Here is a 13,988-nt window from a genome sequence, read left to right as displayed (position 1 = left end):
TATTTATGATGAACAAATTCAATCCAATTCAGTTAGAAAATATTGAACAGGAAAGCAAAAACTCAAAAGTAAATACAAGGCTAATCCCAATTAGCCCAGGTGAAAAACTTGGTGGTGAGTTTCACCTGATCATGCAACAAATTGGGTTAGGCTTACCAGTAGAACCTCTATTAGAAGCATATCCTCAAATAGACAAGTGGGTAAAAGCGGTCAAACCATTTCTAGAAATTCCTGGCAGCAAAGAATGGAATGCCGAAGTGCAATATCTTTACAAGTTGCAGTTATTACACGCTAATTACGACTTAATCATCTACCAAGATAAACAAGTGATTGGAATAGATTGGACTATTCAAAAACTATCCAATTTCCAAGTACTAGAAAATTCATTGAATACACAACTCAGATTATTTCTATTACACGAAAAAACTCAATTACCTCCCGAACATATTAACTTAATCTACCTGTTTGTCAATACAGATAATATCTATCAGTTTACCTATTCACAAGTAAAAAATCAAGTCTTCAAAGAAAGGCTTTTATCAATTTTAAAACAGTTTTTTGTGGAAGATATTGCAGAAGAAACTCAACAAGAAGACTTGGAGATAATCCATCAAAGGTGGATGAATAAAGAAATTTCAACTCAAGAATACCTAGACGCTATCCCAGAAGTCGAATTATGAATTCTTCGGAAATTAAAGTCAAAAAAATCGAACTTACATCTAATGGGTGGACTTTCAATATCCTATCACCAAGAGTCGGAACTATAACAAATCCCAAAGGCAGAAGAATCACTTCTTACTTTGGGTTTGACTCCAAAGAAAAAGCAGACAAATTCCTTAAATGGATTACCTGCAAGGAAAAATGCTCAAAAGCGATTGTTCGCCCAAGCGAACGCCTAACTACCCCTTGGGAAGTCAAAGCCTGGAATGTAGAGGAATCTCTTATAGTCGAATGCGCGCTCAAGGATTTGAAGGAAAATGCAGCTATCACTATCACTGTTTAAAGCTGGAACGCAAGCAGACACCGCCGACACCCTTACTTTCAATTTCAATATACCTAACCCCACAAAAGCTGCAAAGCTGCGAGAACTAGCCACATCAATGCAGAAAACTATTGATGCAAAGCTCAATCCTGCTATTGGGAACCAAAGAGCAACTAAACGCCGCAAGCGCATCGCCCAAGGGATTATCGCTGAAGGGATGGAATTACAAACAATCCAGTCTTGGTTGCTTGCGATCGCACAAATGTGGGAAAAGGGAAATATCCCCGAAGTACTGCGCGGTATCTCTCAAAAGTCACAGGTTGAGACACTGTTTAGAATTTCTCAACAGGGAAAAACTCCCCAGGAACTGCAAGAAACCCTTAACGAGAAATATTACCAAGATTGGGTAAATTCTCTCAACCGTGCAAGTATCTACAATGCAGGCGAAATTGTATCTGCTATTAGGGAAATTCAACTATATGTTAAACCCCAAGAGATAAGTACAACTCAACAGGAGTTAAACAAGTTAGAATTGGAAATTATCGGGATGACATGGAAAGATTTCTTCCCCACACCGCCTGATGTTTGTAAACGCCTTATTCAATTAGCAGAAATTAACGAAAACTCTCGCATACTTGAACCAAGTGCTGGTTCTGGCTGTATCGCCAAAGCGATTATCGAAAAATACCCCCAAGTGGATTTAGAAGTAGTAGAAATTAACCCAACTCTACGCAGAATGCTCGAACTCAAAGGGTTTAATTTAGTTGGTAGAGATTTTCCAAGTTATACCACAGATAATCTCTACTCGCACGTCATCATGAATCCTCCATTCTCTCAGCTAGTAGAACATATTTATCATGCATGGGAGCTAATTCAATCAGGAGGAATACTAATAGCAATTGTTCCAGAATCAGTATTCTTTAACCGCAAATATCGAGAATTTAAAGAATGGTTGGAAAGTTGGAATGCATACGATGAATCTTTACCCAAAAATGCCTTTCTTAAATCAAATAACCCCACAGGTGTAACCACCCGAATCATCAAAATGCACAAGCCATAATGTACAGCAACCTTCATATTGTTAAATCGATTAAATCTACTAAGTCGTCTTTTACATCCAGGCGGCTTTATTTTTTTACCACGACATATGCAAATGCACACCTTATTTGAACTAGTTCAACAACAATAATTATGGCTAGAACTCCAACCAAATCTGGTACAACTTCATCTGAACAAAAAGAACAACCACCTTCCCCTACAACTCCAGATAATCTCCAACAGAGAAAGTCTGCTATATCAAAATTTGCTAACCCAGAATATAACGCTCCCATGAGCAATGTCTGCATATGCCAAATGATAAACCACATGGAGCCGGAGAAAGTGGGCTTATTCATTAAGGATAAATACTTAGGAGGTATTGATTGGCAAGGAGGCGAACCTACCCACAAACATACCTTTTCCAATGGTACGCCAGAGATGGGAGTATTGCTGCAATCTCCTAGAATGCACATTCTTGATATCTCTCCCAGGTACATCGAACAACGGGATGATGGTGCAATTATCGGTATCTACGAGTACGGTGACGGATATGATATGTACCAAACTCTAGGAAAAGATAAAGTCGTACTGCGGCGGTTCTACTTAATTAACCTAGTGGATGAGAACAACAACAACCTCCACAGCAAACCAATCGTTCTCTCAATTAAAGGAGTAGCTTCTTCTAGATTTGGTGAAGCTTATAAACAATTCCAACGGGAACTAGAAGTGGCGTTCGCCAGGTTTGCAGATGTACCTGTTGCTGAAAAATCCCAAGAATTTCACCGCCTTGGTATATTCCAACCCACCTTCGTACCATCACTCGAACCCAAGGAAGCAATTAACCAACGCGATAAATCCTGGGTAGCGGTAGTCGAATCCTACAAATCTCCCAACCCTGATGGTAGCAACTTCCTCGAATTCTTCTGTGAGGACAAAGAAGCAGAATTCCAAATATTGATGCAAGCTAACCCTGAGTTTAGCTATCGCATTGGTAAAACTTCTGCTGTTGTCGCCGAACACCACCGTTTAGTTGGTAAAGCCACAAACGAAGTAATGGCACTACCACCTTCAACTCCCGTTATTGAGGACTTACCGTACTGAGTGTTTTAAAAATAAACATAAGTGCTAGTAACAACTAGCACTCGTGAATGAATATCCATAAAAGATATATAACCCAAATGAAACTAACAATTGCTCAATCTGTACTTGCAGAACTCATTGAAACAGCCAAAAATGGCATATCTACAAAACCAGTAGACCCAATCCTTGGCAGTCTGCTAATCGAAGCATCAGACTCAGGCAAACTCACCGTAATTGGTACTGACCTAAATGTTAGTATCAAAACTTATTCTATAGCTAACATAAAACAAGCAGGTACAGTAGCACTAAACGCCAAACTAATAGCTGACACGGTTAACAATCTATCAGGCGAACTCGATATTGAGGTTAGCGATCGCAGCTGCATAATCAGCCACAGTACGGGAAAGTGTCGCATTGTGGGAGGAAACGCAGAAGATTTCCCTAGCATCCCAGAAACAGAAAACCCCACCGTTATCAGTATCCCTAGCAAGAAGCTACAAGCTGCACTTTTATCTTGTCTGTATTGCAGCAGCACTGACGAAACCAAACTTGTCCTCACAGGTGTACATTTTCAATTACAAGGTGAAAATTGGAGTTGTGCTAGCACTGACGGACACCGCCTTGCATTTGTATCCTCCAAATTAGAAGTAAGCTACGAACCACTCTCATTTACTGTTCCTAGAAGAAGCCTTACCGAGTTAGAAAAAATCCTCTCGAACGCAGCCCAAAACAGCAGTTGTACCCTCAAAGTCGGAGAAAACACTATTCAATTTATCCTGCCAAATGCTGAACTTACATCCAGGTTGCTAGAAGGACAATTCCCCAATATCAACAGCTTTATCCCTAGAAGCTTTGCCAACGAAATAGTTGTAGAACGCAAGGGAATGGAAATAATTCTCAAAAGAATTAGCCATTTTGCAGAGAAAAAACACAAAATCGTCAAAATCCTATGGGAGGTCAATGACCAGCAAGCAACATTAATGACAGGTAATACTGATATTGGCGATGCGGTAGATTCTCTACTTATCAAAACGCAAACCAGTGTTGGAGAAAACATCGGTATTGGTCTAAATAGCGGCTACCTGCAAGAAGCACTCAAGCACATCTCAACCGATGAAATCGTGTTCAGGTTTAACAAGCCTCTCCAGCCAGTAATCATTTCTCCTGTAGGTGGATTACTTGACCAACTAACACTAGTTATGCCTGTAGATGTACAGGATTTTAATAAACCACAGCAGCTTCAAGATACCTCAAAACCAGACACGGAAGCAGTAGCAGAAAATAGCGCCGAAGCAGAGTCACTTCCAGAAGCAGAGCAGGTATCCAATGAAACAACCAATCGGGAAGAGAAATCTACATCTGATACACCTGCTACTAACAAACCTAAATCCCGCAAACGCAAGCAGGAAGCAAAACCTAAACCGGAATTGGAAACCACAACCGTATAAACCAAAAAGTATAGCCAGTAATAGTGCTGGTTATACACAAATTCCATTTATAAAACTTGACAGTCTAAAAATATGTACACACCACTGCATCTAAAGTATCGTCCCCAACAACTTTCACAAATTATCGGTCAAGAGCATATTGTTCGCACTTTGAGTAATGCGATCGCCTGTGGGAAAATTGCACCCGCTTACCTATTTACCGGCCCCAAGGGTACGGGTAAAACCAGTACAGCCCGTATTCTCGCCAAATCCCTTAACTGTCAATCATTGGAGAATGCTACAACTGAACCTTGCGGAAAGTGCAATTCATGTCAAACTATCACAAATTCCTCATCTGTAGATGTAACCGAACTTGATGCTGCCAGCCACTCTGGTGTAGATAACATTCGTGAAATAGTGTCCAACCTCCAACTCAAACCAATTGAGGGCAGGTACAAAATCCTGATAGTGGATGAATGTCATGCCCTGTCTCACCAATCGTGGCAAGCATTATTAAAGACAGTCGAACAACCGCCAGTCCATGTAGTGTTTGTATTCTGTACGACAGAGATACACAAAGTACCAGAAACTATTACCTCTCGCTGCCAGAAGTTTGATTTTAGAAGGGTTTCACCAAGAGCAGTTGTAGATTACCTAGTAGAGGTTGCTCACCACCAAAGCATTAACATCACACTATCAGCAGTTACGGCGATCGCCAAAGCTTGTAAAGGACATCTGCGCGACTCAATCAAACTTCTCGATCAGCTAACCTTACTGGGCGATGGAGAAATTACTCCTAATTGGGTGTGGGAACTATCAGGTACAATTCCCGAACACGATTTACTCACTTTGTGTGAAAATATCGCCAAAGGGGAAATCACGGGTAACTTGGGCATTCTCCAAGATTGGATTACCTGCGGTAAGCACCCAACCACCATCCACACCAGTCTTGTCAATTTCCTCAAAGACCTACTTGTCTGCAAAACTAACCCCAATAGCAGAAATCTTACTCAATTAGAGGAGGACACTTGGAAAGAACTTACAATCATCTCCCAATTGTGGAGTACAACCAGCATTCAATCAAGCATCGCACTCCTAATGGCACGTCAAAATCTTATGCGGGATGAAGCAGCACACCTGTGGTTGGAAGCTACCCTGATCGAGATAGTTCCAACTAAAAAGAACAGTCTGCAACCTTGGAAAGATTGGAAAACTCCCCAAGATGCTATCAATTGGGCGCATGTTCAATTACCTCAGATGACACAAGCCCAATTACAAGAACACTGGCAAGAGCTTACACCCATTAATGGCAAAAGAGCACCAGCATGGGTAGAAGCTGTTCAGAAGCTGCAACAAAGACAACTAATGTCTATTAAATAATTACTCATCAGTTTTCAAGAATTATGTAGAATCCACGTTGTAGAAGATTGATAATAACAAAGTTTTATATAACATCTTCTACAACCTAATCTTGATAAATTCACCCCTTACAGAGCTTGAACTAACACCCCCAGGAGACTCCCGCCACAGCGATCTTCTTGGCGGTGAGAGGAATGGGGACGAGCGAGGAGCTTCATCCCTGAGCCGAATTGCTGCAAAGCAGCAACAGGTGACTCTTTGGGCGACGAGTGAGTAGTTAAACTTTGGTAGATAGCGGGTTGTAAGTATTTCACAGATTTAATGATAAAATGTGAAGTATGGAAAAAGCCTACCGTTACAGAGTGTATCCAACTGCCGAGCAAGAACAGATGTTGCGCCGGACAATTGGTTGTGTGCGGCTGGTTTTCAACAAGGCTTTGGCAGCGAGAACCGAAGCTTGGTACGAGAGGCAAGAGAAGATTGACTACGTTCAGTCTTCTGCTATGTTGACTTCTTGGAAAAAACTTGAAGACCTCCGGTTTTTGAATGAGGTTAGTTGTGTGCCACTACAACAAGGCTTGAGACATCTGCAAACAGCGTTCACCAACTTCTTTGCGGGTAGGGCGAAATATCCCAACTTCAAGAAGAAACGCAGTGGCGGCAGCGCAGAATTCACCAAGTCTGCTTTCCGATGGAAAGATGAGCAAGTCTACTTGGCTAAATGTTCTCAACCATTGCCAATTAAATGGTCTAGGCAACTGCCCAATGGATGCGAGCCTAGTACCATCACTGTTAAACTTGAACCTTCTGGACGCTGGTTTGTCAGCTTGCGGATTAATGATCCATCTGACGAAACTTTGCAACCAGTCGATAGCACTGTTGGACTAGATGTTGGGGTGAGTAGCCTTGTCACTCTGAGTACAGGAGAGAAAATTGCTAATCCCAAAGCCTTTGACAAACACTATCAAAAGTTGAGGAAAGCCCAAAAGTCTTTGAGTCGTAAACAGAAAGCCTCTCGTAACCGAGATAAAGCAAGGCTCAAAGTAGCTCGTCTTCAAGCTAAAATCTCTGATTCCAGGAAAGATCATCTGCACAAACTGACAACTCGACTGATTCGTGAAAACCAAACGATAGTAGTTGAGGATTTGGTAGTTAAGAATATGGTCAAGAATCCCAAGCTTGCCCGTGCGATTAGCGATGCTGCATGGGGAGAATTGGTGAGGCAACTGGAATATAAAGCCAAATGGTATGGTCGAACCTTGGTGAAGATTGATCGATGGTTTCCTAGCACCAAACGCTGTGGCAACTGTGGGCATATTGTTGAAAAATTGCCGTTGAATATCAGGAAGTGGGACTGCCCCAACTGCGGGACGCACCACGACAGGGATATCAATGCAGCGAAAAACATTTTGGCGGTGGGATACACCGTTACAGTCTGTGGAGCGAACATAAGACCTGATAGACATTTTGCTAAAGGGCAGTTGCGAAAAACCCGTAAGGGAAAGAAACAGAAACCCAATTCGTGAGGCTTGGGAATCTCCCGCTACATCCCGTCAGGATTAGCGGGAGAGGATGTCAAATTATTTATACTCGTTTGATGCTTTGCTATCGACCAGTTATTATGTTTCAGCTATCAACCCCATAATATTTCTCCAACCATTCCAACAAGCCTTCCTCGACTGGGGTCAAGTAAGTCTGTCGTCCCAGAGACTCCAACACTGTATAAGCACAGCGATCTAGTATTCCATAATCGCGCAAACGCTTAATGCGTTTTTTAATTTGTGGTAGTTGGCGATGTACTTCCGGAGAATCAATTTTGTTAAGGTTTTCAGGTTTCACGTTTAGAGTAGTGTCATGAACGTCCACTTCTACACTAAATTCTTTAAGGGCAACTGCGATCGCCCAACAGCCATTATATTTGCGTTCAGTACCCTCTAACCTAGTTAAGGTAAACACCTCACCTATTTGGCAAAAATCACTGGCAAGAAGCAGAGGCTTTTCCTTGAGCTGTTCCACAATTCCCTTAATAATGCGTCCGCTAGGAACTTTACCGCCAGCTTCTTCTACACCCTGCAACCATGCAGCCGCTTGAAGTTCTGGTTCAAAATTTGCTTTAGCTAAATCACGTAACTGACGTTCGTTGGTCGGCATGGGAGTTTGCCGACCAATGGTCGGCAAAAATTTCTGAATATTGTCATAGACAACAGCAGCCGCAATCTTCAGGTAAGCAGTGTCGCGACTATAATTAAAGCGATCGCGGCAGTATTCCTCAAAAGTTCTATGAGTACTTCGGTATAGCCGCCGTTCCCGCAGTTCCCTCAAGGCACAACCCGCTTCATAAAATGCCCGTTCTATTTTTAGTTCCAATCTGTGACGATCAGCTTTTTCCTCCTCGGTTAGCTCTTCCAGCACTTCGACCGCAACAACTACAGTATCAGCCGTCGGTAATTCTGACTCTGTTGCAAATTCTTCCCTTGGTTTGGGTTCGTGCTCTACTGACTCTTGTTCAGAAGAATTACAGGTTGTGGTGACTGAAATTTCACTATCACTTCTTTTTACCCGTTTGTCACTTTTATTTGCATTAACTTCTTGACCGGGTTTTAATTTAAGTTTTCCAACTGTCATAATTGATACCTTTTAAAAACAGCTGAAACTTTTGTACGGGAAATTCTCAGCTTAATATACAGTTATTATCCGTTTTTACAGTATGTCTCACCCCCTTACTTTTGAGTAAAATTGAACACAAGATACTGCGATAAATGTAACAAAAGTAGGTGTTAAAGTTGTGCTTGCACCTAGCCTGATGATGCTCTTCGGATTTGTCCTTCAAAGACATGCATTCTCCCCTCTGCATCAAATAAACTAAATCGCCCTACTAAATTGGCAACAGTGACACAAGCATCAATAAAATACCCACCAATCCACTCCCCAGCTGCCGTCAAAATTTCGACTGGCTGAAGCTTGCGATTGTTTGATTTCCTACCTGTAACTGTTGGGTTCACGTCTTGCTCTGTCTTGGCGGTAGCATTCGGGAAATTTAAGTCAACTAGTGCTTCCGTAACATTACCATTTGATGGCAGAGGAGTTGGTACATCATTTCCTCGAAGCAACCGAGATGAATCATGATCGTGACTATTGCCTAGAAATTCTATATTTGACCATTCATCCGTTGACAATTGACGCTCCAATTGACAGTTATTGTCAATCAAGTCAGTGCCTTCTTCGGTGGGCATTTGAGCGTTTGAATTGACAAATTGACGTAACTCTACATCTTCCAATCGTAATGAGGAATTTGAGTGGCAGTTAGTGACTTTCTCTGAAGAAACAGGTGCCTTAAGATTTATGTCAAATGAGTCAATTTCTTTGTCAAATCCAGGAGTGCTTTGGGTTTTTTGGATTGACACAGGTGTCAAATTTATGTCAATTTTGTCAATCTCACTCAGTGGCACACCATTTGGCACGTAGACTAAGTTAGACCCTTTATTTTCAACACGACCCCAACCTGCTGCTGCCATCATTTCCATCAGTCGCCGGATTTCAAAAGTCGGTTTTTTGCGGAAAGCGCGGATGCTACTCTTGAGCATGGAAGCTGTAGCCCCTCCCAGACGTTCAGCCACTTTCTGTATTTTCAGACCCCAAGATGTCAGCCCAGATTCTGGAGAGTTTTGAGCATGAATTAATTTATGCTGCCACAGGAAATAAGCTGCTAGCTCAATGGCCTTTTCCATCGTGTCACCACAGATGACTTGACTCGGAGTTTCACCCCTTAAGACAGCATTGACGATGTGTAGCCACAGTGCCAACCTTGTGGTGTAAGCTTCAATCTTGGGGTAGACTACCCTCAGTCCATAAGATTCCTCAGCAACTTGGACATCTACGAGAGAATGCTGCCACGCCTCAAACAACATAGCCGCTTCCGTGCTTAGGAAGTAATCTTGTTCTGGCACCTGGCCGAGTTTTATGTAAAGTTGACGTAGTCCTTGAGAGATACCAGTATCGACAGCAGTATTTTCTCCAACTAACCGCAGATAACGTTTGGGAGACTTTGCAGCACAGAACAGCCATCGGGCAAAATTGCCGTTGCAGTCGTTGTGGTCACCCATTATAGTAGCTAAAACTTCCCACTGGATGCTGCCTGTACGTGAGATGGCACTTTTAGGTAAGCATACAGATTTGTCTGAGCGGTCGTAGATAATTGCAGACCCATTGAATTGATCGAGTTCCTGCTCTTCATCAGCCCCTAAACCACCGCGATATTGATTACGGGCTTTGAATAACCCTGCTAGTTCATCCCGGTAGTACAGCAGTCCGCGAGGATTTTCACTATGAATTCGCTGCAATGTTTCTAGTGTGCTGTCCTTAGTTAGATAGCGCTGGCGAGTGGGTGCTATTGCTGGCTCCTGTTGTGAGTCGTCCTGCTTTTTGCTTTTACCCACTGTTTGCAGCTTGTTGTAATCAGCTAGTTCCATCCGATAGCGCTCAAAAGCCTCAGCTTCTAATTCCACTAAGGGATCGATAATTAACCGTTGGGCTGGAGTTTTCATAGAACCAGATTCAGCTACAATGCTCGTCCACATCACCATCGGTTGAGCGTACTTTGCGGATGGCTTTACAATTACTCGCGCTGCCGATCCAATTCGAGATGCCGCAGTTCCCAAGAGTGTCGTAAATAAAAATTCAGGAGCTGTCGGCATGGCCTTAGCGGTATCAATCAGAAGTTGGGCGAACTGAGGTTCAAGCAATCGGGTAAGGTCAAGTTGGTGAGGATGAGTTTTAAGCAAAGATGAAAGCTTCTGCGTGGCAACTAAAGTGTCAGTTTGTAAATCTACTTCAAAAGTAAGTAGCTTAACTAGCTGCTCAATCTGCCGATAGGGACACCCCACCGAAGCCGCCAACTCCATCAATGCGATCGCTTGCCCTGACTCGGAATCACAACTGCTCAAAATTTCTAGAATGCGTTCGTGCAGTGCGGCATCTGAAATAAGCGGCTTTTTCCCAACACTGGAAACATTACCAAACCCAGGATTTCTAGCAGGTTTACCAGAACTAGCCAAGAAATTTTGATTCGGCTTAATATAAGTGTTCCAGTACCAAGCCTTAATACAGGTTTCCACACATAAAGGAGTACAGCTGGGTTTAGGGCGGTCTTTTTCGGCTGACTTCCAGATAGCATCAACTTCTTTAGCTGGTAGCGGTGGGTTACAACGACTAGCGTAGTCCTGCAACAGTAGCTGTGGGTCGCCGTCAAACTGCTGACCGATGTTAGTAAGATAATTGGCAGTGCCAATTAAGTCTCGTGCTAGTTTGGCTCCATTGGTATTACGACCCCCCTCGTTTACCCCAAAGTTGAGCAGAGTACGAGACTCTTTGGAGAGACAGACTTCGAGCGGCACTGCAACTGGCACTGGTACAGAGATATCTTCATACCGAGTGTACTGTTGCTCGTGTGCAAAAGCACTGGCTGCTGATTGCACTGTTTTACGCTCTCGTTGGACTAACTCAGGATTCTGCGATAACGGCACAGAGGAACGCAATTTTTCATATGTGTACCTAATACCAGACTGGGAGATGATATCGCACCTTTGCGGCTTTTCCCCTGGCTTGATGTGCCACGCACCAGCTAATCGCATCACCCGACTGGGATTTTTGATGGCTGGGTCAGCACCAGTGTAGGTTAGTAGATCATTTTGCAACTGCTTCCACTCTTCAACTGGGATGGGTTTTTCAAACACCCAGTAAGAATGCACGGATTTGCGAGTCTGGATTTGAAAGGTTGGTTCTGGTAGCGAAAGTGTTTGCCACAAATCTTTCTGTAACTCTATTTCCAGGTCATCATGCTCAATAAAGACTGCACGGCACAGTTGAACGTCTTCATCTTTATGGCCACCGCCGTTAATCACAAAATATATGCCGTAACCCTGCTGCTGCCACTGCAAAATTTGTTTGAAGTTGAGTTTATCAGCTTTGCGTCCTGTGTTAGGAGCGTAACGGGGGTCTTCTTTAGGCAAGAAAGCCCGAACATAAATAGCATCACCTCGCTGATATCCCAAAAGTTCTAGCTGCTTAATCGCTTGTGAGGTATCAATTTCAAATGCTGAAAGCTGTGTAATCATCACTGAGCGCCCTCCTCGTTCAAAGCGAACATGAACTTAGAGAAGATGGTGAATGCATAATTACGATATATAGAATAAATAGCGAAATAAGTCTGTTTAATGCCAATATTTAGCTTAATAAAGTCAAATAATGCAATTTTCTTAGAGCTTACTTCCATTGATCGCGAACTCCGTGAATTTTTAGTTTACGGAGCCGAGCAGCAGCAAAAGTAAAGTTCTCTGCGCTTACCATTTAGCGGGAATTTTGTTAAAGTCTAGATAGTTGTATATCTGGGCTTTTGTTCCACGCGGCTGGCACTGCGTTGACTTTAACAAAGTCCTAGTCTTCAGGTAAGTCGGGAGAGAACCATTGCTGTTCTCCTCGGCTTTTTAAATGACGACAGTCATGACGAGCAGGCTGTCAAATTTGAAACTTAGCATTGAAAGATTTTGATATCAAGGGGGCAAAATCGCTTATACGCCGGAGTCACAGGTGGCTCATACGCCGGAGTCACAGGTAAAACTATACGCCGGAATCACAGGTCAACGGGATGTTTATACGCCGGAGTCACAGGTAAAACTATACGCCGGAATCACAGGTCAATGTTTGGATAGTTTGCAGTATTAGCCTTTCAAAAAATTGAGTCAAAAAACTATACGCCGGAGTCACAGGTAAAACTATACGCCGGAGTCACAGGTCAACGGGATGTTTATACGCCGGAGTCACAGGTAAAACTATACGCCGGAGTCACAGGTAAAAGCGTGAAAATCATACGCCGGAATCACAGGTCTTCATAAAGATTTGTTAACTAAGACTGTTATTGATTTATGGAGGTGTGGCAGCTTAGAACTGGCAGACTTGATAAAATTTGCTCAATAATTAGGTAATAGTTGTGAGTAAGGAACATACCGCTTTTCCCGTGGATGGACAACTGCTGATGGTATTGCCTAGAGCAGGAGCATCAATTAGAAACCCTGATGTACAACAGCCCATTCTCCGTGCTGATGCAGATGGTTATTATTTAGAAATGCGAGTTAACGCTGACCCTAAAGACGAGAGCGAAGTCGCATTGACTCGTCGTGTTCAATTAGAAGAACTTTCTGCTCAGGAGTGGGAGGAACTGAAAGCCCAGTATGCCAACTTAAATCTGAAAGTTTGTACAGAAGAGGGAATTAGTAAGGGACTGGAGAAGATTCAGGATCGCCGAGTTCAGCGCTTATTTAAAGCATTGCTAACCTTTTTAAATCCACGGCAGGTTGCGATTGTGCTGTTTTTGTACAAGGAAGCGCGAGAACAGGACAACGGAAGTCTTGTTTCTTTTCGATCCAATGATCTGTTAGAAAGCTTGGGCTATACCCGTGCTAAGGATGGTAGTTTCACAGCCAGGTCGCGATCGCAGCTTAATCAAGACTTGGTTGCTCTCCATAGAACTGAGCTAGTGTTCGCTAAGTCTTTGAAAAAAGGCAACACAATGGGAGCGAAGGTCATCGTCAAAAGTATCCTCCGCATCCGAGATTACGAAATCGACAATGTGCCACGAGACTTCGATTTAGCCAAGGCTGCCGATTACACTTATGAACTGGCAGATGCTTATACGGTGGCGCTGGAATTCTTTGAGGGATCGGAGCGAACAGGAGATTACATACTGTTTTCCAACAGCATAGACACTAAGCAGAAGCTGGGGAGTAATGCCAAGCATGACTACAAGATGAAACTACTAGTTTATCTTGCTAGCCGAATGAAATGGGATAAGCTAATTGATGCACAATATTTAGTGATTTCTAAGCAATATCTGTTCAAAAATTTAGATCTGTTGGGCAGTAACCTGTCTAGGAACAACCAAATTCTGTGGCGGACTATAGAGGAACTGCAAGCTCTTGGGTATATTTTGGATGCTCAAGAGCTACCTGGAAAGCGGAAGATGACCAGTATACAGTTTCAAATCAATCCTGATAAACTACGCTGTAATTAATAGTTATTAAATAGGAAATAAAAAGTCGAAGTTTTCA

Annotated in this window: 12 protein-coding genes; 9 read left to right on the top strand and 3 right to left on the bottom strand. The window is 42.8% G+C overall.

From position 1 onward, the window contains the following. Positions 1-5: 5 nt before the first annotated feature. The 6 genes from QUB80_RS22815 to dnaX all read left to right on the top strand — a co-directional run bounded on the left by QUB80_RS22815 (position 6) and on the right by dnaX (position 5,907). Complete coding sequence (locus tag QUB80_RS22815) at positions 6-680, top strand: hypothetical protein (protein WP_289791796.1); 675 nt, start codon at positions 6-8, stop codon at positions 678-680. Next, the gene (locus QUB80_RS22810) at positions 677-1,003 is read left to right on the top strand and encodes a hypothetical protein (protein ID WP_289791795.1); all 327 of its coding nucleotides are present in this window, start codon (positions 677-679) and stop codon (positions 1,001-1,003) included. The genes QUB80_RS22815 and QUB80_RS22810 overlap by 4 nt, the downstream gene beginning before the upstream one ends. Beyond that, complete coding sequence (locus QUB80_RS22805; protein ID WP_289791794.1) at positions 978-2,042, top strand: DNA methyltransferase family protein; 1,065 nt, start codon at positions 978-980, stop codon at positions 2,040-2,042. Before QUB80_RS22810 ends, QUB80_RS22805 begins: the two co-directional genes overlap by 26 nt. Positions 2,043-2,173: 131 nt before the next feature. Continuing rightward, entirely contained in the window at positions 2,174-3,121 is a 948-nt protein-coding gene (locus QUB80_RS22800; protein ID WP_289791793.1) for a DUF5895 domain-containing protein, read from the top strand. Positions 3,122-3,198: 77 nt separating this feature from the next. Then, on the top strand, positions 3,199-4,548 hold the full coding sequence (gene dnaN, locus QUB80_RS22795) for a DNA polymerase III subunit beta (protein ID WP_289791792.1): 1,350 nt from the start codon (positions 3,199-3,201) through the stop codon (positions 4,546-4,548). Positions 4,549-4,620: 72 nt separating this feature from the next. After that, positions 4,621-5,907 (top strand): DNA polymerase III subunit gamma/tau, encoded by a 1,287-nt coding sequence (gene dnaX / locus QUB80_RS22790; protein WP_289791791.1) that lies wholly within the window; start codon positions 4,621-4,623, stop codon positions 5,905-5,907. A 107-nt stretch (positions 5,908-6,014) separates the two neighbouring features. Here the strand turns inward: dnaX and QUB80_RS22785 are convergent, their stop codons facing one another. Next, positions 6,015-6,200, bottom strand: coding sequence for a hypothetical protein (locus tag QUB80_RS22785; protein WP_289791790.1), 186 nt, complete (start codon positions 6,198-6,200; stop codon positions 6,015-6,017). Positions 6,201-6,224: 24 nt separating this feature from the next. On the opposite strand from QUB80_RS22785, the gene QUB80_RS22780 reads away from it, so the two are divergent. Beyond that, positions 6,225-7,412: an RNA-guided endonuclease InsQ/TnpB family protein gene (locus tag QUB80_RS22780; RefSeq protein WP_289791789.1), complete on the top strand. Its 1,188-nt coding sequence runs from the start codon at positions 6,225-6,227 to the stop codon at positions 7,410-7,412. Between the two features lie 100 nt (positions 7,413-7,512). Here the strand turns inward: QUB80_RS22780 and QUB80_RS22775 are convergent, their stop codons facing one another. Then, entirely contained in the window at positions 7,513-8,511 is a 999-nt protein-coding gene (locus tag QUB80_RS22775) for a hypothetical protein (RefSeq protein ID WP_289791788.1), read from the bottom strand. 170 nt (positions 8,512-8,681) lie between these two features. After that, complete coding sequence (locus QUB80_RS22770) at positions 8,682-11,999, bottom strand: DUF3987 domain-containing protein (protein ID WP_289791918.1); 3,318 nt, start codon at positions 11,997-11,999, stop codon at positions 8,682-8,684. A gap of 472 nt (positions 12,000-12,471) precedes the next feature. Here QUB80_RS22770 and QUB80_RS22765 point away from each other — a divergent pair, with 472 nt between their 5' ends. After that, the gene (locus tag QUB80_RS22765; protein ID WP_289791787.1) at positions 12,472-12,606 is read left to right on the top strand and encodes a hypothetical protein; all 135 of its coding nucleotides are present in this window, start codon (positions 12,472-12,474) and stop codon (positions 12,604-12,606) included. A 265-nt stretch (positions 12,607-12,871) separates the two neighbouring features. Next, positions 12,872-13,951, top strand: coding sequence for a hypothetical protein (locus QUB80_RS22760; RefSeq protein ID WP_289791786.1), 1,080 nt, complete (start codon positions 12,872-12,874; stop codon positions 13,949-13,951). Positions 13,952-13,988 lie beyond the last annotated feature (37 nt).

The organism is Chlorogloeopsis sp. ULAP01, assembly GCF_030381805.1.
Taxonomy (GTDB): domain Bacteria; phylum Cyanobacteriota; class Cyanobacteriia; order Cyanobacteriales; family Nostocaceae; genus Chlorogloeopsis.
Note: the sequence above shows the minus strand (reverse complement) of the source record. Positions and strands in the feature narration are given on the sequence as shown.